The organism is Pseudomonas sp. GD04058 (genome assembly GCF_029836855.1).
Lineage (GTDB): Bacteria > Pseudomonadota > Gammaproteobacteria > Pseudomonadales > Pseudomonadaceae > Aquipseudomonas > Aquipseudomonas bharatica.
This window is the reverse complement of sequence record NZ_JAOECN010000043.1, coordinates 12,492-33,682: the sequence shown is the minus strand read 5'-3', so window position 1 is coordinate 33,682 and position 21,191 is coordinate 12,492. Positions and strand designations below refer to the sequence as shown.

Below are 21,191 nucleotides of genomic sequence, written 5' to 3'. Positions count from 1 at the left end.
TACAGGCCGCATCGCCGCCCTGCCGATATAAAGCTTCAAATTGGCGCAATGTTCTGGTACAAAGTGGCCCTGCGCGGGTGTCGTATAATGGCATTACTCCAGCTTCCCAAGCTGATAACGAGGGTTCGATTCCCTTCACCCGCTCCAGATTCCCTGCGCTATGCCCCGCCAAAGACTCCTTCTGGTCTGTAGTCTTTCTTGCTCATTGATCCAGAATCTCGGATCTTTCTGACATACCAGTCTGCCTCTCACTGCTAGCTCGATTACCCCGTCATCGCTCATCACGACGAAAACAGCCCCTGGATCAGTTGCCCCGATGTGAGAGCTCTCAGTGGTCGCCGCTTGAGTCCTCTCAATCGCCGGCATGGAACACAGGCGCCCTGTAGTAAATCGCCCTACAAAACGTAAACTTTTATGGACAGCAAAATCGAACAACTGACAGAAACCGTCGTAAACCCTTCCTAAAACGCCAAAAAAGTCGATAAAACCCCATCAAAGAAAAATAATGTAACGATTTACTTGACGCACCCCACCCCAATCGTTTCTTATTTTTCCCACCTTGCCCAGCGTCCGATACCCCAAGAACAAGCAGCGCCGCCCCCTGACGCCCGCGCGCGTCGTACCTGCACGCTCGTTTTACCGGTCCGGTCCTTGCCAGTGACACCGGCGCCTCGCCCGCGCCCATTCCAGCTCCAACATAAAAGGTGAACAACATGGAGCCCACCCGTTCGACCCTGTCGTGCCCGTTGCAAACCCCGTCCTTGGTCCCACACCAGGAGCAGCGCCCGCATGCAGCCTGAGCACAGCACCCACGGCAATCTGCAACTTCGCAAGTCCCTGCGCCTGTGGCAGGTGGTGATCATCGGCCTGGCCTACCTCACGCCCATGACCGTGTTCGACACCTTCGGCATCGTCTCCGGCCTCACCTCCGGGCACGTTCCCAGCGCCTACATCCTGGCCCTGCTGGGCATCCTTTTCACCGCCGTGAGCTATGGCGTGCTGGTGCGGCATTTCCCGCAGTCCGGCTCGGCGTACACCTACACGCAAAAAGCGATCAACCCGCATGTCGGCTTCCTGGTGGGCTGGTCGTCGCTGCTGGATTACCTGCTGCTGCCGATGGTCAACGCCTTGCTGGCCAAGCTCTACCTGGGCGCGATGTTCCCCGAGGTGCCGGGCTGGGTCTGGGTCACCGCCTTCGTTACCCTGATCACCCTGATCAATATCCGCAGCATCAACCTGGTGGCGAACTTCAACGTGCTGTTCGTCGGCGTGCAATTGGTGATCATGGCGGTGTTCGTCTACCTGTGCCTGCGCGGCCTCGGCGAGGGCGAAGGCCAGGGCACGCCGTGGACGCTGATCCCGTTCAGCGATGACAAGACCCAGCTCAGCGCGCTGATGGCCGGGGCGACCATCCTGTGTTTCTCCTTCCTCGGTTTCGACGCGGTGACCACCCTCTCGGAAGAAACCCACCAGCCGGAGAAAGTCATCCCGCGGGCGATCTTCCTCACTGCGTTGATCGGCGGCGCGGTGTTCATCCTGATCTCGTTCTTCATCCAGGCCTATTTCCCGACCATGGAGCGCTTCCAGGACCACGAAGCGGCGCTGCCGGAAATCGCCCTGTATGTCGGCGGCAAGCTGTTCCAATCGATCTTCATCGCCTGCACGGTGATCAACACCATCGCCTCGGGCCTGGCCTCGCAGACCAGCGTCTCGCGCCTGCTCTATGTGATGGGCCGCGACAAGGTGATTCCGCACGGACTGTTTGCCCGCCTGCATCCGCGCTACAAGACACCGGTGCTGAACATCATCGTGGTCGGCCTGATCTCGCTGTCGGCGATCTTCTTCGACCTGGTCACCGCCACCTCGATCATCAACTTCGGCGCGCTGGTCGCCTTCAGCTTTGTCAACCTGGCGGTCATCAACCACTGCTACCTTCGCCAGGGCATGAAGCAGGGGCTGGGCAACAAGCTCAAGCACCTGATCCTGCCGACCATCGGCTTTTGCATCATCGCCCTGCTCTGGCTCGACCTGAACGAGCATTCGCTGCTGTTCGGCGGGGTCTGGGCGGCGGCCGGCGTGCTGTACCTGGGCTGGCTGACCAAGTCGTTCCGGGTCGCGCCGCCCAGCTACATCGCCGAGTGAGACCGCCCGTCAAACGCGCCCGCGCGGACCGCGGGCGCGCTTCATGACCGAGAAGGAAACCCCTCATGCTCCCGCGCCGCCTGTCCATCCAGTGGAAGATCATCCTGCTCGCCGGCCTGTGCCTGCTGGCCATCGTCATCGTCCTGGCGGTCACGTCGCTGACCCAGTCGCGGCGCAGTGCGGCCGAGGTGTTCCAGGCCAATACCGAACTGCTCGAGCACAACGCCCGCCTGCGCCTGCAGGCCCATGGCGAGACCCAGGCGCTACGCATCCAGCGCTATTTCATGGATGCGTACCAGTACGGCAACGGCTTCGCCCGCCTGGCCCAGGTACTGCGCGAGCGCGGCGACGGCGACCTGCGCAGCGCCCTGGTCACGCAGGCCCGCACCGCGCTGGCCGGTAACCGCGACCTGATCGGCCTGTACCTGGTGTTCCAGCCCGATGCCCTCGACCACCAGGACGCCCGCTTCATAGGGCAGGCCGAGCAAGGCAGCAACGACAGCGGGCGCTTTTCCCTGTATTGGTCGCGCAATGCCGCCGGCGAACTGGAATCGGAAGCCATGCCCGAATCCATGCTCGCCGACGCCAGCCTCGGCGCCAACGGCTCGCCCTACAACCGCTGGCTGACCTGCCCGCTGGAAACCGCCCGGGCCTGTGTGCTCGACCCGTACTTCGACGAGGTCAACGGCAAGCAGGTGCTGATGACCAGCATCGCCATGCCGCTGCTGGACCAGGGCAAGGTGGTCGGCGTGGTCGGCCTGGATATCGGCCTGGACAACCTGCAACAGTTGGCCCTCGAAGGGCGCAAGGAAGTCTACGAGGGCCAGGGCCAGGTCAGCATCGTCAGCCCTGCCGGGCTGCTGGCCGGGCACAGCGCCGATGCCTCGCAGTTGAGCAAGCAGGCACCCAGGTCCGTGGAAGACGGGCTGATGCGCATCGCCCGGCCCTTCTCGCCGATCCCGGACGCAACACCCTGGCAGGTCTTGCTGGAAGTGCCGCAAAGCGTCCTGCAAGCCCCGGCCATCCAGCTCAACCAGCGCCTCGCCGCGAGCAACCAGAGCGCCAACCTGAGCAACCTGCTGATCGCCCTGGTCACCGCCCTGGCCGGGCTGGTGCTGATCTGGCTGACCGCCCGTGGCGTGACCCGGCCGATCCTCGCGGTGGCCGAGCGCCTGCGCGAAATCGCCAGCGGCGACGGCGACCTGACCCAGCGCCTCGACTATTCCCGCGATGACGAACTGGGCCAGTTGAGCGGCTGGTTCAACCGTTTCCTCGACAAGCTGCAACCGGTGATCGTGCAGGTCAAAGGCTCGCTGCAGGAGGCCCGTGGCACCGCCGACCAGTCCGCCGCCATCGCCAGCCAGACCAGCGGCGGCATGCAGCAACAGCAGCGCGAGATCGAACAGGTGGCCACCGCCGCCAACGAAATGAGCGCCACCGCCCACGATGTCGCCAACAACGCTGCACAGGCGGCCCATGCCGCGCGCGGTGCGGACCAGGCCAGCCGCGAAGGCCTGGAACTGATCGGCCATACCCGCCAGGCCATCGACCAGCTCGCCGCCGACATGGACCTGGCCATGGAACGGGTCCAGGCCCTGGCCGGACGCAGTGAGCAGATCGGCTCGGTGCTGGAGGTGATTCGCGCCATTGCCGAACAGACCAACCTGCTGGCGCTCAATGCCGCCATCGAGGCGGCCCGGGCTGGCGAGGCCGGGCGTGGTTTCGCCGTGGTCGCCGACGAAGTGCGCAACCTGGCGCAACGCACCCAGGTCTCGGTGGAAGAAATCCGCCAGGTGATCGAAGCTTTGCAGGGCGGCACCCGGGGCGTGGTCGAGGCCATGCACGACGGCCAGCGCCAGGCGCGGGACAGCGTGACCCGCATGGAGCAGGCGGTACCGGCGCTGCAACGGGTCGGCGAGGCGGTCACGGTGATCAGCGACATGAACCTGCAGATCGCCTCCGCCGCCGAAGAGCAGAGCGCCGTGGCCGAGGAGGTCAATCGCAATGTCGCCGGGATCCGCGATGTCACCGAGTCGTTGTCCGGGCAGGCCGACGAGTCCGCACGTATCAGCCAGGCGCTGAATCGCCTGGCCAACCAGCAGCAGGCGCTGATGGAGCAATTCCGGGTCTGACGGCCCGGCGTCTTATTGAGGAGGCCCGTGGTGGCAACCAGGTTTTTCGATTTGAACGACGAGCAGGGCGTATTGCGTACGTCCATTGCCGTCACCCTGTTCATCGCCGCGATCGGTATCGGCTTCGGCCTCGCTTCGGGCTCGTTCTCGATCGTCTTCGACGGCGTCTACTCGATGGTCGACGCGAGCATGAGCGGGCTATCGCTGGTGGTGGTGCGGCTGATCACCGCCCACACTCGCAGTGCGCACCTGTCGCGCAAACTGCGCGAGCGCTTCACCATGGGCTTCTGGCACCTGGAGCCGATGGTCCTGGCGCTCAACGGCATCCTGCTTACCGGGGTGGCGGTCTATGCACTGATCAACGCCGTGCTCAGCCTGCTCGAAGGCGGGCGCGACCTGGAGTTCGGCCTGGCGCTGATCTATGCCGTATTGACGGTGATCGCCTGCCTGACCATCGCCGTGCTGGAGGCCCGGGCCAACCGGCGGATCGGCTCGGACTTCGTGCGCATGGACGTCAAGGGCTGGGTCATGTCGGCAAGTATCACGGCGGCGCTGTTGATCGCGTTCTGCGTGGGTATTGCGGTGCAGGGCACGCAGTGGGAGTGGATCTCGCCCTATATCGACCCGGCGGTGCTGGGGCTGGTGTGCCTGGTGATCATTCCGCTGCCGCTGTCGGTGATTCGCCAGGCACTGGCGGATATGTTCCTGGTGACCCCGGGTGACCTCAAGCAGCATGTGGACGACGTGGCGCAAGCGTTCGTCAAGCGGCACGCCATGTTGTCGTACCGCGCCTACGTTGCGAAGGTCGGGCGCTCGCGGGAGATCGAGCTGTACTTCATCGTGCCCAGGACCATGCCGGCACGGAACATCGCCGAATGGGACGCCTGGCGCGACGAGATCGGCGAGGCCATTGGCGGTGAAGGGCCGGATCGCTGGTTGACCGTGGTGTTTACCGGGGATCCCGAGTGGGCTGAGTGATGTATTGATCTTTCGGGCCCTATCGCTGGCAAGCCAGCTCCCACAGGGTTTGTGGGAGCTGGCTTGCCAGCGATAGGGCCCGAAAGAACACCCTCCTTTGGTTGGCCTTGCCCTCCCTAGCGGTTACGATGCTGGCCAAATGCCCAATCCCTCCCGACCTTCTCCCCGAAGCGCCGGGTGCCGGGCTTTTGCGCTAGCGTCTGTCAGATACATCAAAAGGACCTGAACATGTTTCTTTCCCGCTGGCTTCCGGGCCTGGCCAACCTGCTGCATTACCGGCGCGAGTGGTTGCGCGCGGACGTGCAGGCCGGCCTGTCGGTGGCCGCCATCCAGATTCCCATCGCCATCGCCTACGCGCAGATCGCCGGCCTGCCGCCGCAGGTCGGCCTGTATGCGTGCATCCTGCCGATGATCGTATACGCCCTGGTGGGCAGTTCCCGGCAACTGATGGTCGGGCCCGACGCCGCCACCTGCGCCATGGTCGCCGGGGCCATCGCGCCACTGGCCATGGGCGACCCTGATCGCCTGCTGCAATTGTCGGTGGTGGTCACGGTGCTGGTCGGCCTGATGCTGATCGCCGCCGGGGTGGCCCGGGCCGGCTTCATCGCCAGCTTTTTCTCGCGACCGATCCTGATCGGCTACCTCAACGGTATCGGCCTGAGCCTGCTGGCCGGGCAACTGGGCAAGGTGGTCGGGTTCAAGATCGAAGGCAGCGGTTTCATCCTCGCCATGATCAATTTCTTCCAGCGCCTCGACGAGATCCGCTGGCTGACCCTGAGCATCGGCCTGGCGGCCCTGGCCTTGCTGATCTGGCTGCCGCGCCGCTACCCGAAACTGCCGGCGGCGCTGGTGACGGTGGCGGTGTTCACCCTGATCGCCGGCGTCTTCGGCCTCGACAACCATGGTGTCGCGGTACTCGGCCATGTGCCCGGCGGCATGCCTGAGCTGGCCTGGCCGCAGACCTCCCTGGAAGAAATGAAAAGCCTGCTGCGCGATGCCCTGGGTATCGCCACCGTGAGCTTCTGCAGCGCCATGCTCACCGCCCGCAGCTTCGCCGCGCGGCATGGCTATGCGATCAACGCCAACCATGAATTCGTCGCCCTCGGCGTGTCCAACCTGGCCGCCGGGGTATCCCAGGGCTTTGCCATCAGCGGCGCCGACTCGCGCACCGCAGTGAACGACATGGTCGGCGGCAAGAGCCAACTGGTGGGCATCGTCGCCGCGCTGGTGATTGCGCTGATCCTGATGTTCTTCACCGCACCAATGGCCTGGATTCCCCAGGCGGCGCTGGGCGCCGTGCTGCTGATGGCCGGCTGGGGCCTGATCGATATCCAGTCGCTGCGCAAGATCTGGGCATTGAGCCGTTTCGAACTGTGCCTCTGCGTGCTCACCACCATCGGCGTGCTCGGCGTCGGCGTGCTGCCGGGCATCATCATCGCCGTGACCCTGGCGATCCTGCGTTTGCTCTACAGCATCTACCAGCCCACCGATGCGGTGCTGGGCTGGGCGCCGGGGGTCGAGGGCCAGGTAGACATCAGCCGGCACAAGGACGCGCGCACCGTGCCGGGGCTGGTGGTGTACCGCTTCGACGACGCGATCCTGTTCTTCAATGCCGACTACTTCAAGATGCGCCTGCTCGAAGCGGTACAGCGCGAGGGCGATGCCAAGGCGGTGCTATTCGATGCCGAGGCGGTGAGCAGCATCGATGTCAGCGGCATCGCGGCGTTGCGGGAAGTGCGCGATACCTTGAAGGCTCAAGGGATCGAGCTGGGGATCGCCCGGGCACGCGGGACCTTCCTGCGGATGCTGGTGCGCTCGGGGCTGGCGCGGGAGATGGAGAATCACCTGCTGTATGGGTCGGTCAGGGCGGGGATCCGGGCTTACCGGCTGTGGCGTAACCGGGTCAGGAGGGAGGAGGCGGATGCCGGGAAAGCCGCGCCCGTTCCGAATCTTCCTTAGTGCTTGAGGGCCCTATCGCTGGCAAGCCAGCTCCCACAGTGACCGCGTGCGCCGCCGGACCTGTGGGAGCTGGCTTGCCAGCGATGAAGCCATCAGCCTTTCCGAAGAATCAAGCCGGGTACGGCATGCATCAGCGCATTCAGCGCAAACCCGATGAACATCACCCCGCAAGCCCGGGTAATCCACAGCTCATAGCGCATATACAAGGTACGCACCTGCTGCGCCCCGACCAGCACGATCAGAATCAGGTACGCCAGCAGCCCGCCGAGGAAACTCAGGGCAATCAACGCCGGCAGCATCGACCAGTCCAGCGCTTCGGCCCGGCTCGACAGCAGCGCGGTGAAGGTTGCCACCGCCACCGGATAAGCCTTGGGATTGGTCAGCCCGAATACCACGCCATGCCAGAACGGCCGCCGCACCGCGCCCTGCTCGGCGCCATTGCCCGGCTGGCTGCGCAACGCCCGCCAGCCCAGCCAGCCCAGGTACAGGCCGCTGATCACGCCAAGGATGTCGAACACCGAGCTGCCGATCTGCCGCGCCCCGACGATCGCCACCAGTGCAGTGCTGCACCAGAGCACATCACCCAGCAGATGACCGCAGAGAAACCCGGCGCCGGCACGCCGGCCGCGGGTGGCGCCGATACCGAGCACGGCCAGCACTCCGGGGCCCGGAGTGATGCCGTAGATGAAGCCGGAAGCAAGCACAGCGAGCAGCAGCGAGAAGGTCATGACGCTGGGGTCCCAAAAGGTGGAGGCCGCAGTCTACGCCGCCTCCAGGGAGGCTTACCAGCCGCCGGCCCCGAGCAGCAGCGCTTCATCCTGCGCTACCGGTCGGCCATGGTATTTCAGCAGCGCACCCGGCCTGTTGGTAAAGATGCCATCCACGCCCGCCTCGCTGACCCGCTTGAAATCCACCGGCTCATCGACGGTGTAGACATGCACCAGCAGGCCCTTTTCATGCGCCATGCGATTCATCCACGGCTGGGCCAGGTCGGCATAACTCTGCTCGCCGCCGGCGGCGAGTGCGGTGGACGGCCCGATGCCGACGGCGCCCGTGTGTTTGGCGATGTCCAGCCAGCGCTCGAATTCGCCACGGTCCTTCGGCTGCTGGCGGGCATACCAGGCAGCCTTGTCGGGCAGGCCGGATTCGGCGAAGGCCTGGCCCGGCGCTGCCTCGACATGGTCCTCGCCCAGCCACAACAGCAAGACCTTCGGCGTTTGCGGCATGGCCTTGTGCAGCAGGGCCAGGCTGTTGCGGTCGAAGGTCTGCAACACTACCCGCCCGGGCTGATCGAGCCAGCCGCGCTTTTCCAGGGCCTTTTGCAGGTCCTGTTCGATCCCGGGAAACTGGTTCGGCACCTTGGTCTCGATATACAGCCCGGGCGTGCGCGCCGGATTGGCTTCGGCGATATCCATCACCTCATCCAGGGTGAGGATCTTCAAGCCAGCGAAGGCGGGTCGCGCGCGGTCAGGATAAGCACGGTTGAACCAGCTGCCTGCATCCAGCGTCTTCAATTCGGCCAGGGTGAAGGCACTGACCGGGCTGGCCTTGCGCTCGGGAAAACGCTCGGCCACGTCGCTGGTGCGACCCAGGTCGTCATCATGCACCACCACCAGCACGCCATCGCTGCTGCGTTGCAGATCCAGCTCCAGGTAGTCGGCGCCAAGGTCCCGGGCAAGCTGGTAGGCCGGGGCGGTGGATTCCGGGGCGTCATGGGAAGCACCGCGGTGGGCGATAACGGCGGGATACGGAATGCCCTGGGCTTTCGCCAGCGCCGCAGTGTCGCTGGCCTGGGCCTGGAATGTGAGGCCGAACAGGGCCAGGCCCAGGCAGATGTCCTTCAATCGCATTGGCTGTCTCCTTGTAAAAACCGGCCCGAAGCATAGTTGCCGTCCCGGATGACAACCCGTAGCGTGCTAAAGTCCCGCCCTGCCGATTTGCAACAGATTCCTACGAGATACGCCATGACCGCCGACCTAGACGCCTCCCTCGCCTCCTGGCCAGACCTCGCCGCCCGCCATCCCTGCACTGGCCTGCTGCTGGGCAATGGTGCCAGCCGGGCGGTCTGGCGGCCGTTCAGCTACTTCTCGTTGTTCGAAATCGCCCAGCGGGTGCGCAACAAGCCGCTCGGGGTCAGCGACCAGGCGCTGTTCAAGTCCTTGGGCAGCGAGCTGTTCGAGCCCGTGCTCAGCGCCCTCAACACCACGGTGCGGGTCAATGCCGCGCTGGCGATCGGCTCGTCGGCGCCGCTGAACCGCTATTACGCGATCAAGGAAGCGCTGATCCATGCCGTGCGCAGCGTGCACATCCCCTGGAAACTGCTGCCCGAGGCCACCCTCGCCACGATCAACAGCGAACTGCGCAACTACCGCAGCGTATTCAGCGGCAACTACGACCTGCTCTGCCATTGGGCGATGAGCCATGACCCGCAAGGCTTCCAGTCTCTGTTCGACGAGGATGGTCACTTCGATGTCAGCCGCACCCATGGCCAAGGCACCCGCCTGCACTACCTGCATGGCGGCCTGCACCTGCTGCGCACCGAAAACGGCGGTACACGCCTGCGCGCCGCCACTGGCAGCCAGTTGCTCGACGGTTTTGCCATCAACACGCCGGGGGACGTGCCCCTGTTCGTCAACGAATGCACCAGCGAGCACAAGCTCAGGGCGATCCGCAGCTCCGACTACCTGACCTGGAGCTACGCTGCCCTGTCCAACCATGCTGAAGGCCTGTGCCTGTTCGGCCATCACCTGGACCGCGCCGACCGCCATCTGCTGCACGCCATCCAGCAGGCCCGGCCGCCTCATCTGGCCATCGCGATCCTGCCGTTGAGCGAGGCCGCCATCATCAGCCAGAAACAGCATTTCATGCGGATCTTCGGGGACACGCCGGATATCGCCCTGTATTTCTTCGACGCCACCAGCCACCCGCTGGGCAGCGCCGATCTTAACGTTCCAGCGCCGGCGGCGATCACTCGGAAACGCCGCTGATATCGAGTAGCAAATAGCAATAATTCTCGATAACATTCGCGACCTTTCCCTTCCGGCATTTCCTGGAAAGTTCGCATGCAGCGCACCAAACCCGATCGCTTCGCACAGGACACCTGCCATGGCTTCTACGCCGATATCCTGCACTTCCTGCGCAAGCGCATGGATAACGCCAGCGATGCCGCGGACATGACCCAGGACGTCTTCACCCAATGGCTGGGCTACCGCGACAGGGCCCGGGTCGAGCAGCCGCGCGCGTACCTGTTCCAGATGGCACGCAACCTGCTGCGCGATCATTGGCGCCGGCAGAAAGTCCGCCATCGGGTGATCGACGACCAGGCCGACAGCGGGGAAGCAGGCACCAGCGAAGCTTGCGCGGCCGATCCCCTGGCTGCAGCGCAGCGCATGCAACGCCTGGAACGCTTGAAAATAGTCCTGGCCGAACTCTCGCCGCGCCGCCGCGAAGCCCTTATGCTGCACCGCTTCGAAGGTTTGAGTCAGGCACAGATCAGCGCACGCATGGGGATTTCCGTCAGCATGGTGGAAAAGCACATCGCCGCTGGATTGCTCTACTGCAAACAGCGCCTGGACAGTGACAACGTTGCGGAGCAACCGGAATGACCCTACCTGAAACGGACATCCGTTCGCTCGACGCCCAGGCGGCGAGCTGGTTCACGCGCAACCGCAACGACCACACGCGGGCCTCGCGCAAGGCCTTCGCGCAGTGGCTGGAACAGCCCGGCCACGCCCGCGCCTACCAGCAGTTCGAAGAGCTGTGGGACGATCTCGCCGCGCTGAAGGCCCTGGACAAACCGGTCCAGTTGCGGCCACGCAGGACCGCGTCCTGGCGCCCAGCGCTGGCAACGGCGGCGGCGCTGGTCTGCGCCCTGCTCGCCGGCACTATCGGCGTGCCTGCCATTTCGGTCCAGCGCCAGCTGGCCAGCCAGGACGGACAGCCCGCCAACGTCACCCTGCCCGACGGCACGCGCCTGCAGCTCAATGCCAACACGCGCCTGAGCATCGACTTCGATGCCGAGCGGCGCCTGGTGCATCTGGAGCAGGGCCAGGTCTATCTGGATGTCGCCCCGGACAAGGAACGGCCGCTCTTCGTCGATGCCGGCACTGCGCGCTTGCGGGTGGTGGGCACGGCCTTCGACCTGCGCCGCGGCGAGCGCGAGCTGGTGCTCAGCGTGTCCCATGGCCTGGTCGCCTTCGAAACCCCGGGGGAACGTCGCCAGCCCTTGCTGGTGGGCGAACGCCAGCGCGCGGTGTACAACCTGGCCCGTGGCGACCTGAGTCGGCAGGCCTTGAGCGACGGCGAAGTGGCTGACTGGCGCGGCGGGCACGTGGCGTTCCGCAATCGCGAGCTGGCGAGCCTGGTGGACGAGCTGTCGCTGTACCGGCCGGCGGCGGTGCTGCTGGCCGATCCGGGGCTGGCCGGATACAAGGTTTCCGGCAACCTCGATGTGCATGATCCGGATGCGCTGCTGAATGCCCTGCCGGTGTTGCTGCCGGTGAAGACCGTGGCGCTGGCGGACGGGCGGATGCGTATCGAGCGCAAGTAATCTGACGGGAGCGCCAAAAAACCCTGTGGGAGCTGGCTTGCCAGCGATTAGGCCAGACCTGGCAACATCATTGCCCATGCCAGCCTCATCGCTGGCAAGCCAGCTCCCACAGGGTCCGTGTTCTGTCTCAGAAGAGCTTGGTAAGAAATATTTTCATTCGCAGGTGAGGGTTTTCCCCCGCCCCGCGTCTTCCTCCCCGACTGCGCCGTCAACACCGTCTTTTTTTGGCCTTTGGCCGTTCCGGGGGAATTCATGTTTCGAGCTTTCAAGCCGTTGCCAGCCCGCCCATCGCTGCTTGCCGTGTGCCTGGCCCTGAGTCTGCAGGCCCAGGCCGCGCCGGTGCAGTTGCAATTGCCGGCGCAGTCGCTGGCCACGTCGCTGAGCCAGGTGGCGCAGCAGGCCAAGGTGCCATTGCTGTTCGACGAAAACCTGCTGCGCAATGTGTCCGCGCCGGCCATCAACGGCGAGTTCAGCGCCGAGGAAGCCATCACCCGCCTGCTCGCCCGCAGCCGCTTCGCCCTGGTCAAGGTCGGCAACACCTTCGTGGTCCGGGCCCGGGAGAGCGAGACCACGCCTCCCGGCAACGACAACACCAGCCTCCAGCTTGGCGCCCTGAGCATTGTCGGCGACGGCCAGCAGGTCACCCCCGCCACCGTCGGCCGCTCGACCCTGACCCAGCGCGATATCGATCGCGAACAGGCGAACAACGTGCCCACGCTGCTGAGCACCCTGCCCGGCGTGGAGATGGCCGGTTCGATGCTGCCCGGCGGACAGAAGATCAACATCTGGGGCATGGGCGACGCCGAGGACATCCAGCTGACCGTCGATGGCGCCACCAAGACCGGCTTTGAGCGCTATCAGCAAGGCACCATGTTCATCGAGCCGGAACTGATCAAGCACATCGAAGTGGAGAAAGGCCCGCACTCGCCCTTCGTCGGCAACGGCGGCCTCGGCGGGAGTGTCAACATGACCACCAAGGACGCCCCGGACCTGCTCGAAGAAGGTCGCGACAGCGGCGCCATGGTCAAGTACGGCTACTCCAGCAACGATCATCAGCAGGTGTACAGCTCGGCACTGTTCGGTCGCACCGAGGACCGCCGCATCGACGCCCTGGTGTACCTGACCAAGCGCGATGGCGATGACTTCAAGCTGGCCTCGTCGCTGCCCGACCCGCGCAACCAGTACCCGATCAACCCCAAGCGCCTGCCCGACAGCGCCCAGGACCTGGAAGGCGGGCTGTTCAAGCTGAATGTCCAGCTCACCGACGAGCAGTCCCTCGGCCTCTCCTACTCGCGCTCGAAGAACGAGCGCATGACCCGTTATTCGTCGACCAACTATTCCACGCCCCCCACCCAGGCCAACATCGACCGCTACGGCTACGACCAGGCCATTCGCCGCTTCCTGGCCGACCGCGAAACCATCGACACCACCTGGTCGGTGAAGTACCGCTACCAGCCGGTGGACAACCCGTGGCTCAACCTCGAGGTGAAGTACTCGGAATCCGACGTCGACCAGACCGACGAGCGCGGGCCCAACGCCTTCTTCCAGCTCGCCACCGGCGGGCGCAGGATGGACACCGAGTACAAGGATCGCAACGTCGAAGTGCGCAACACCTCGCAGTTCGACACCGGCGTGCTGGAGCACTCGCTGACTACCGGCGTCGAACTGCACCGGCATGCCCGGGAAGTCGACATGTGGATGCCCGGCGCCACGTACAACACCCGGAACTACAACTACGGCCATTTCCAGCCGGCCTTCATGCCCCACGGCAAGGTGGACACCAACAGCGCCTACGTGCAGGACGCCATCACCCTGGGCCAGGTGACCCTCACCCCGTCGCTGCGCTACGACCACGTGCGCAACCGTGGCGAGCAGAACGACGCACCGTTCTACAACGTCGCCTCCGCCGGCCATGACTACGGTGACAAGACCTACACTGGCTGGTCGCCACGCCTGGCGCTGTTCTGGCGTGCCACCGATAACACGGCCTTCTTCGCCGACTACTCGAAAACCTGGCGGGCCCCGGTGATCGACGAGCAGTACGAAGTGCAGAGCGCCGCGAGCACCCGCAGCGCCACCAGCCGCGACCTCGACCCGGAACGCATCACCGCCTTGCGCGCCGGTAATGTCACCGACTTCTCCGGGTTGCTGTTCAACGACGACAACCTGCAGGTGCGCACCACCCTGTTCCGCAACAAGGTCAAGGACGAGATCTTCAAGAACCTCGGTGTCGAGTGCCAGGCGCAGAACCCGACCGGTGCCAGTATCAGCAGGGCCTGTGGCAACTACCTGATCGGCAACTACCGCAACCTCGACGGCGTGACCTACAAGGGCTTCGAGGTGGAAAGCTTCTACGACTCCAGCAGGCTGTTCGGCACCCTGTCCTACACCTGGATGACCGGCAAGCATGAAGGTGCCTACACCAACCCTTGGGCAGAGGACGTCTGGGCGCGGGATGTGCAGGCACCGAAATGGGTGGCGCGCCTGGGCGTGAAGATTCCCGAATGGGACGCGGTGGTGGGCTGGAAAGGCCTATGGGTACGCCAGACCGACCGCCTGCCCAGCGACAAGTACGGCCCGGGCGACCTGGGCAGCGCCCTCGGCGACAGCGCCTGGGACCACCGCGCCAACGACGCCTACAACGTCCAGGGCCTGTTCGCCAGCTGGAAGCCGCGCCAGCCATACCTCAAGGGCACCGAGGTCAACTTTGTCCTCGACAACATGTTCAACCGGGATTACGCGCCGATGCTGAGTGACAACAACGTCTATAGCACGGGGCGCAATGCGAGGGTGAGTATGACGCGGTTCTTCTGAGGGGGGTGGAGGCGGCTGTACGAGAGTTAGCAGACCGGTCAACGAGCAAACCCGGCGCACCCTGAGGTGCCCTCGCGTACAGCAGCCATAAACGACAAAGCCGCGGAGCCAGGCCCCGCGGCTTTTTTCATACCGGTATGGTCACCGGCGACGGCGATTGGGCAATCGCCAGCAAGGCCTTGGAGATCCGCATGTTCAGCACGGCGTCACTGAGCATTTCCCGGTGCCGTGCATCGGGCGGGTCGGGAAGGTATGAGGTCTTGAGGATGGCTCTGGTGAGGTGTTCCACCGCGCGGGTGATGGCTTCTTCATGGGAGAGGCCGGGGCCGACGCAGAGGGCGGGAGGTGGATCGGGGACAAGCTTTTTCATGGTGTGGTGCTCACTGAAGTTCGAGTGGGCCACATCCGCTGCTAAACGAAGGGTGGCGACTGTACGTGGGTTAGCAGACCGGTCAATGAGCAAACCCGGCGCGCCCAAAGGCGCCCACACGTACAGCCGCCATAAAGCGCTGGCTGATGGTTTGCTCATAGCCGAACTGCTAATCCGGCATCGTCAATATCGCGACGACCGACGCAGACTAGGCAGCGTTTCCACATGACGCAACCACCAGGCGGGGTCGGGGAGTATGCTTGGGAAATTACCTACAAGAAAGTCGGAAATCGGTGAAGTTCACGACTGATATGCAACAGTTTATGGATGGCTTGCCAGCGATGAGGCCATCAGCCACCCCCTCAAATCAACCCATCAGCCCGCAGCAGCGTTTCAAGGCAGTGCTCCGAAACCCCATAGAACGCCTTCAACTCGGCAATCTTCCCCAGCAACACCGCCGGATCCCCCGCCTCCTTGCGCTTGGTCGCGAGAATCATCTTGTTCTTGTTTGTGTGCTCCAACGAAATGAACTCGAAGACCTTGGTTTCGTACCCGCACGCTTCCAGGTACAGGGCCCGCAGGCTGTCAGTGAGCATCTCGGCCTGCTGGCCCAGGTGCAGGCCGTATTGCAGCATCGGCTTGAGCAGCCCCGGGCTGCTCAGTTGCGGGCGGATCTGCTTGTGGCAGCATGGCGAGCACATGATGATCGCGGCGCCACAACGGATGCCGGTATTAATCGCGTAGTCGGTGGCGATATCGCAGGCATGCAGGGCGATCATCACGTCGATACTGGCCGGCACCACGCTGCGCACATCACCCTGTTCGAACACCAGCCCCGGGTGCTCCAGGTGGCTGGCGGCCTTGTTGCATAGCTCGACCATGTCCGCGCGCAGTTCCACGCCAGTGACCTGCGCCGGACGCTGCAACGTATTGCTCAGGTAGTCGTGGATGGCGAACGTCAGGTAGCCCTTGCCCGAGCCGAAATCCGCCACCCGCACCGGCTGTTCGACCGGCAACGCCACGCTGCCGAAGGCGTGGGAGAACACTTCGATGAACTTGTTGATCTGCTTCCACTTGCGCGACATCGCCGGAATCAGCGCCTGCTGCTTGTCGGTCACGCCCAGGTCGTGGAGGAAGGGCCGGCTCAGTTCCAGGTAGCGCTTCTTCTCGCGGTCATGCTCGCCTGCCGCAACCTGGCGCACCTGCTGCGCGGCGTTGCGGTGGAGCATGGGCTTGCCCTTCTTGCTGAACTCCAGTTGCGCTTCATCCGCCAGGCTGAGCAGGTGGGCGTTGCGGAACGAACCCGGCAGCCATTCGCCGATCTGCGCCAGGGCCTCGTCCAGCGCCAGGTTGCGGGTGATGTCGCGGGTCTTGTAGCGATAGACGAATTGCAGGCTGGGCGTGCCCTTGACGGTCAGCGGCTTGGCAGTGATGCGCTGCAGGTCGGCTTCGTCGCCGACATGCCGGGCCAGTACCAGCTTGACCAGGGATTGCTGGTGCAGGGCGTCGGCGAGCAGGGCGAGAAACTGCGCACGGGCATCCGGCGCGGCCTGGGTGGAGGGAATAGCAGACATGGGAAAGGGGTGCCTCGGGTTCAATGCCGAGCATTTTACGTGGATGCCCGGCCAGCGCACAGGTTTTCGATCAGCGCGTCATTCCAGCAGGACCAGGCGATTGGGCAGTTCGTTGCGCTGGCTGGTGGCCGGAACATGGGCCTTGAGCAGGTCACCGCAGGCAGCGATGCAGGTGAGGAAGCCTTCGAGCACCTGACCGGCGCGAACCTGGGCGGTGAACGTGGCGACGAGTGCCTCCCAGACCTGGTCGTCAAGGCGCGCGGCGATGCCGTCGTCCACCAGTATCTCCACGTAACGCTCCGCCTCGCAGACAAAGATCAGCACCCCGGTGCGGCCGGCGGTGTGGTGCAGGTTCTGTTCGAGGAACTGACGGCGGGCCAGGTTCGACGCGCGCCACTGGCGAACCCGGCGCGGCACCAGGCGGCTGGTGAAGACGGGTAACCGCAGGATCAGGACCAGCACGATGAAGGTCAGCCATTGGGTCAGCAGCAGGCCGTGGGCGCTGAACCAGCCGGTGAGGTAGAAGAGCAGTCCCGGCACCAGCAGCGCCAGCAGGCTGGCCCAGACCAGCGGGACATAGGCGTAGTCGTCGGCGCTGCGGGCCAGGACGGTGACCAGCTCGGCGTCGGTTTCGCGCTCGGCGGCGGCGATGGCCTCGGCGACCTGGCGTTGCTGGAATTCGTTAAGTAGTGCCATTGTGTTTCCTTTGAACAGTTTCAGCCTCACCACAGAACCCTGTGGGAGCTGGCTTGCCAGCGATGAGGCCAGCAGGAGCAATGATGGTGTCTGTCAGGGCCCTATCGCTGGCAAGCCAGCTCCCACAGGGTTCTCCAGGGGCTAGGGAAATGGTGGGATCACCAACTACCGGAGGAGCCGCCACCGCCAAAGCTGCCACCGCCTCCACCAAAGCCGCCGCCACCTCCGCGACCACCCCCCAACCCGCCAAACCCGCCACCGAATCCACCGCCAGGCCCACCGCGCCGGCCTCCGCCTCCAAGGCCCTGGAGATAAAGCACAACCACCACCAGCACGATGAACAAACCGATCGCCCACAATGACGGCGGCTCGCCCTCGCCGTCCGCGGAACTGGCCCGCGACGGCTGCGCCAGCGGATTGCCGCCGAGCACCTGGAGGATCGCCGCACTGCCCTGGACGATGCCCTGGCTCATTTCCCCACGCTTGAACGCCGGGAGGATGATGCGGTTGATGATCACCGAGCTCTGCGCATCGGTGAGCAGCCCTTCCAGGCCGTAACCCACCTCGATCCGCACCTTGCGCTGCTGCGGTGCGACGATCAGCAGGGCGCCGTTGTCCTTGCCCTTCTGGCCGATGCCCCAGTACCGGCCGAGTTGATAACCGTACTCCTCGATGGGCAAACCCTGCAGGTCAGGCACCGTGGCCACCACCACCTGCTCGCCGGTGGCCTGTTCATGGGCTTCGAGCATCTGGCTCAACTGGACGCGGGTGTGGGCGTCAAGCAGGTTGGCATCGTCCACCACCCGCCCGCTCAACGCGGGAAACACCACGTCGGCACGCACCACCAGCGCTGCCAGCAGCAGCGCCAGCAAGGCAAAGGCCTTGAACGCGCGCATCAGAACTTCACTTCAGGCGCTTTGTCGGCATTGGCGCTGGTAGCCTCGAAGCTCTCGCGCAGCGGCAGGTCGCTGTACATCAGGCTGTGCCAGATGCGCCCGGGGAAGGTGCGGATCTCGGTGTTGTACTTCTGCACCGCCGCAATGAAGTCCTTGCGCGCCACGGCGATGCGGTTTTCCGTGCCTTCGAGCTGGGACTGCAAGGCGAGGAAATTCTGGTCGGCCTTGAGGTTGGGGTATTGCTCCGCCACCACCATCAAGCGGCTCAGCGCACCGGTCAACTGGGCCTGGGCGGCCTGGAACTGCTTGAGCTTTTCCGGATCGTCGAGGGTTTTCGCATCCACCTGGATCGAGGTGGCCTTGGCCCGGGCTTCGATCACCGCGGTGAGAGTGTCCTGTTCATGCCTGGCGTAGCCCTTCACGGTTTCCACCAGGTTGGGAATCAGGTCGGCACGCCGCTGGTACTGGTTCTGCACCTGGCCCCAGGCCGCCTTGACCTGTTCGTCGTAGCTGGGAATGTTGTTGATGCCGCAGCCGGCCAGCAGGCTGGCGAGCAGGATCAGCAGCCAGGTTTTGCCACGGGTGATTGCAACCATCGTGTGAAGCTCCTTGTTTGTCCGTTTGCCGCCGCACTTGAGGCATAATCCGTGACCGCTGCTGGCGAGTACGGGTTCCATCGGCTAAAAACGTGCCCCAGCAAACTACAACAATAGCCGCTCCCCCAATTTCGGCTGGCCGGTATCGCCCGTGAATACCGGTGTGAGCCACGAGAACAGAATTCATGAAGAAACTGTGTTTGCTGGGTCTGCTCGTTAGCCTGGCCAGTCAGGTCGCCCTGGCCGATACCTCCGCCGCCGCCGCGCAGTTGCAGGAAAAGAAGGCTTTCGTCGACAAATTGCTGGGCCAGATGACCCAGGACGAAAAGATCGGCCAGTTGCGCCTGATCTCCATCGGCCCGGAAATGCCCCGCGAGAAGATCCGCGAGGAAATCGCCGCCGGCCGCATCGGCGGCACCTTCAACTCGCGCACCGCCCCGGAGAACCGGCCGATGCAGGACGCCGCCATGCGCAGCCGCCTGAAGATCCCGATGTTCTTCGCCTACGACACCATCCACGGTAACCGCACCATCTTCCCGATCGGCCTGGGCATGGCCTCGTCCTGGGACATGCAGGCGATCGCCACCGTCGGCCGCACCTCCGCCGTCGAAGCCGCCGCCGACTCCCTCGACATGACCTTCGCACCCATGGTCGATATCGCCCGTGACCCGCGCTGGGGCCGCACCAGCGAAGGCTTCGGCGAAGACACCTACCTGACCTCGAAGATCGGCAAGGTGATGGTCGAGTCGTTCCAGGGCAAGAGCCCGGCCGAGCCGGACAGCATCATGGCCATCGTCAAGCACTTCGCCCTGTACGGCGCGGTGGAAGGCGGGCGCGACTACAACACGGTCGATATGAGCCTGCCGAAGATGTACAACGACTACCTGCCTCCCTACCGCGCGGCCATCGACGCCGGTGCCGGCGGGGTGATGGTGGCGCTGAACTCGATCAACGGCGTGCCGGCCACCTCCGACACCTGGTTGATGAACGACCTGCTGCGCAAGGAGTGGGGCTTCGATGGGGTGACCATCAGCGACCACGGCGCCATCCAGGAACTGATCCGCCATGGCGTGGCCCGCGACGGCCGCGAGGCGGCGAAGCTGGCGATCAAGGCCGGTATCGACATGAGCATGAACGACACCCTGTACGGCGAGGAACTGCCGGGCCTGCTCAAGTCCGGTGAAGTCAGCCAGGCCGAGCTCGACCAGGCGGTACGCGAAGTGCTGGGTGCCAAGTACGACATGGGCCTGTTCAAGGACCCTTACGTGCGTATCGGCAAGGCCGAGAACGATGTACCGGACTACTACGCCGACGCCCGCCTGCACCGCGAGGCCGCCCGCGACGTGGCGCGCCGCGGCCTGGTGCTGCTGGAAAACCGCGCGCAGACCCTGCCACTGAAGAAGAGCGGCACCATCGCCCTGGTCGGCCCGCTGGCCGATGCGCCGATCGACATGATGGGCAGTTGGGCCGCCGACGGTAAGCCGGTGCATTCGGTGACCGTCCGCGAAGGCCTGCGCCGCGCCATCGGCGACAAGGCGAAGCTGGTCTACGCCAAGGGCTCGAACATCACCGGCGACAAGGCGATGTTCGATTACCTGAACTTCCTCAACTTCGACGCCCCGGAAATCGTCAACGACCCGCGTCCGGCCCAGGTACTGATCGACGAAGCGGTGAAGGCCGCGCGGAGCGCCGACGTGGTGGTGGCCGTGGTCGGAGAATCCCGTGGCATGTCCCACGAATCCTCCAGCCGTACCACCCTGGAAATCCCGGCGGTGCAGCGCGACCTGATCAAGGCCCTGAAGGCCACCGGCAAGCCGCTGGTGCTGGTACTGATGAACGGCCGTCCGCTGTCGATCGCCTGGGAGCGCGAGCAGGCCGACGCCATCCTCGAAACCTGGTTCTCCGGCACCGAGGGCGGCAACGCCATCGCCGACGTGCTGTTCGGCGACTACAACCCGTCGGGCAAGCTGCCGATCACCTTCCCCCGTTCCGTGGGGCAGATCCCGATGTACTACAACCACATGCGCATCGGCCGGCCGTTCACCCCGGGCAAACCGGGCAACTACACCTCGCAGTACTTCGAGGAGCCCAACGGCCCGCTGTATCCGTTCGGCTATGGCCTGAGCTATACCGACTTCTCGCTGTCGCCGCTGACCCTGTCGGGCAAGACCCTGAAGAAAGGCGGCAGCCTGGAAGCCAGCGTCACGGTGAAGAACACCGGCAAGCGTGACGGCGAAACCGTGGTCCAGCTGTACGTGCAGGACGTCGCCGCGTCGATGAGCCGGCCGGTGAAGGAACTGAAGAACTTCCAGAAGATCCTGCTCAAGGCGGGCGAAGAACGTACGGTGACCTTCCGCATCAGCGAGGACGACCTGAAGTTCTACAACAGCCAGTTGAAGTACGCCGCCGAAGCGGGCGAGTTCAACGTACAGGTCGGCCTGGATTCCGAGTCGGTGCAGCAGCAGAGCTTCGAGCTGCTGTAAGC

Annotated in this window: 16 protein-coding genes and 1 tRNA gene; 10 read left to right on the top strand and 7 right to left on the bottom strand. The window is 64.5% G+C overall.

Going from position 1 to position 21,191, the window contains the following annotated elements; genetic code table 11:
• Positions 1 to 73 precede the first annotated feature (73 nt).
• The 5 genes from N7650_RS24270 to N7650_RS24250 all read left to right on the top strand — a co-directional run bounded on the left by N7650_RS24270 (position 74) and on the right by N7650_RS24250 (position 7,211).
• Positions 74 to 147, top strand: a tRNA-Gly gene (locus N7650_RS24270).
• Between the two features lie 642 nt (positions 148 to 789).
• Positions 790 to 2,142 (top strand): APC family permease, encoded by a 1,353-nt coding sequence (locus tag N7650_RS24265; protein ID WP_279900367.1) that lies wholly within the window; start codon positions 790 to 792, stop codon positions 2,140 to 2,142.
• Between the two features lie 65 nt (positions 2,143 to 2,207).
• Positions 2,208 to 4,274 carry a methyl-accepting chemotaxis protein gene (locus N7650_RS24260; RefSeq protein WP_279900365.1) on the top strand — a complete coding sequence of 689 codons (2,067 nt, stop codon included), beginning with the start codon at positions 2,208 to 2,210 and terminating at the stop codon, positions 4,272 to 4,274.
• Between the two features lie 30 nt (positions 4,275 to 4,304).
• Positions 4,305 to 5,252, top strand: coding sequence for a cation transporter (locus N7650_RS24255; RefSeq protein WP_279900364.1), 948 nt, complete (start codon positions 4,305 to 4,307; stop codon positions 5,250 to 5,252).
• Positions 5,253 to 5,480: 228 nt separating this feature from the next.
• Complete coding sequence (locus N7650_RS24250; protein WP_279900363.1) at positions 5,481 to 7,211, top strand: SulP family inorganic anion transporter; 1,731 nt, start codon at positions 5,481 to 5,483, stop codon at positions 7,209 to 7,211.
• A 92-nt stretch (positions 7,212 to 7,303) separates the two neighbouring features.
• Here the strand turns inward: N7650_RS24250 and N7650_RS24245 are convergent, their stop codons facing one another.
• Positions 7,304 to 7,939: a LysE family translocator gene (locus tag N7650_RS24245; protein ID WP_279900362.1), complete on the bottom strand. Its 636-nt coding sequence runs from the start codon at positions 7,937 to 7,939 to the stop codon at positions 7,304 to 7,306.
• A gap of 54 nt (positions 7,940 to 7,993) precedes the next feature.
• Positions 7,994 to 9,061 (bottom strand): glycerophosphodiester phosphodiesterase, encoded by a 1,068-nt coding sequence (locus tag N7650_RS24240; protein ID WP_279900361.1) that lies wholly within the window; start codon positions 9,059 to 9,061, stop codon positions 7,994 to 7,996.
• Between the two features lie 114 nt (positions 9,062 to 9,175).
• On the opposite strand from N7650_RS24240, the gene N7650_RS24235 reads away from it, so the two are divergent.
• From N7650_RS24235 to N7650_RS24220, 4 genes are all read left to right on the top strand, one after another.
• Positions 9,176 to 10,198 (top strand): DUF4917 family protein, encoded by a 1,023-nt coding sequence (locus N7650_RS24235; RefSeq protein ID WP_279900359.1) that lies wholly within the window; start codon positions 9,176 to 9,178, stop codon positions 10,196 to 10,198.
• 75 nt (positions 10,199 to 10,273) lie between these two features.
• Positions 10,274 to 10,816: a sigma-70 family RNA polymerase sigma factor gene (locus N7650_RS24230; protein ID WP_279900357.1), complete on the top strand. Its 543-nt coding sequence runs from the start codon at positions 10,274 to 10,276 to the stop codon at positions 10,814 to 10,816.
• Entirely contained in the window at positions 10,813 to 11,760 is a 948-nt protein-coding gene (locus tag N7650_RS24225; RefSeq protein ID WP_279900355.1) for a FecR domain-containing protein, read from the top strand. The genes N7650_RS24230 and N7650_RS24225 overlap by 4 nt, the downstream gene beginning before the upstream one ends.
• Before the next feature lie 252 nt (positions 11,761 to 12,012).
• The gene (locus N7650_RS24220) at positions 12,013 to 14,574 is read left to right on the top strand and encodes a TonB-dependent hemoglobin/transferrin/lactoferrin family receptor (RefSeq protein ID WP_279900354.1); all 2,562 of its coding nucleotides are present in this window, start codon (positions 12,013 to 12,015) and stop codon (positions 14,572 to 14,574) included.
• Between the two features lie 127 nt (positions 14,575 to 14,701).
• On the opposite strand, the gene N7650_RS24215 is transcribed toward N7650_RS24220, so the two are convergent.
• The 5 genes from N7650_RS24215 to N7650_RS24195 all read right to left on the bottom strand — a co-directional run bounded on the left by N7650_RS24215 (position 14,702) and on the right by N7650_RS24195 (position 18,706).
• Positions 14,702 to 14,944: a hypothetical protein gene (locus N7650_RS24215; protein ID WP_009401152.1), complete on the bottom strand. Its 243-nt coding sequence runs from the start codon at positions 14,942 to 14,944 to the stop codon at positions 14,702 to 14,704.
• Between the two features lie 362 nt (positions 14,945 to 15,306).
• Positions 15,307 to 16,518: an SAM-dependent methyltransferase gene (locus N7650_RS24210; protein WP_279900353.1), complete on the bottom strand. Its 1,212-nt coding sequence runs from the start codon at positions 16,516 to 16,518 to the stop codon at positions 15,307 to 15,309.
• 78 nt (positions 16,519 to 16,596) lie between these two features.
• The gene (locus N7650_RS24205; RefSeq protein ID WP_009401154.1) at positions 16,597 to 17,214 is read right to left on the bottom strand and encodes a TPM domain-containing protein; all 618 of its coding nucleotides are present in this window, start codon (positions 17,212 to 17,214) and stop codon (positions 16,597 to 16,599) included.
• Between the two features lie 158 nt (positions 17,215 to 17,372).
• Positions 17,373 to 18,110 (bottom strand): TPM domain-containing protein, encoded by a 738-nt coding sequence (locus N7650_RS24200; RefSeq protein WP_009401155.1) that lies wholly within the window; start codon positions 18,108 to 18,110, stop codon positions 17,373 to 17,375.
• Positions 18,110 to 18,706, bottom strand: a complete 597-nt coding sequence (locus N7650_RS24195) for a LemA family protein (RefSeq protein WP_279900351.1) — start codon at positions 18,704 to 18,706, stop codon at positions 18,110 to 18,112. Before N7650_RS24195 ends, N7650_RS24200 begins: the two co-directional genes overlap by 1 nt.
• Before the next feature lie 185 nt (positions 18,707 to 18,891).
• Here N7650_RS24195 and bglX point away from each other — a divergent pair, with 185 nt between their 5' ends.
• Positions 18,892 to 21,189 carry a beta-glucosidase BglX gene (bglX, locus tag N7650_RS24190; RefSeq protein ID WP_279900350.1) on the top strand — a complete coding sequence of 766 codons (2,298 nt, stop codon included), beginning with the start codon at positions 18,892 to 18,894 and terminating at the stop codon, positions 21,187 to 21,189.
• Positions 21,190 to 21,191 lie beyond the last annotated feature (2 nt).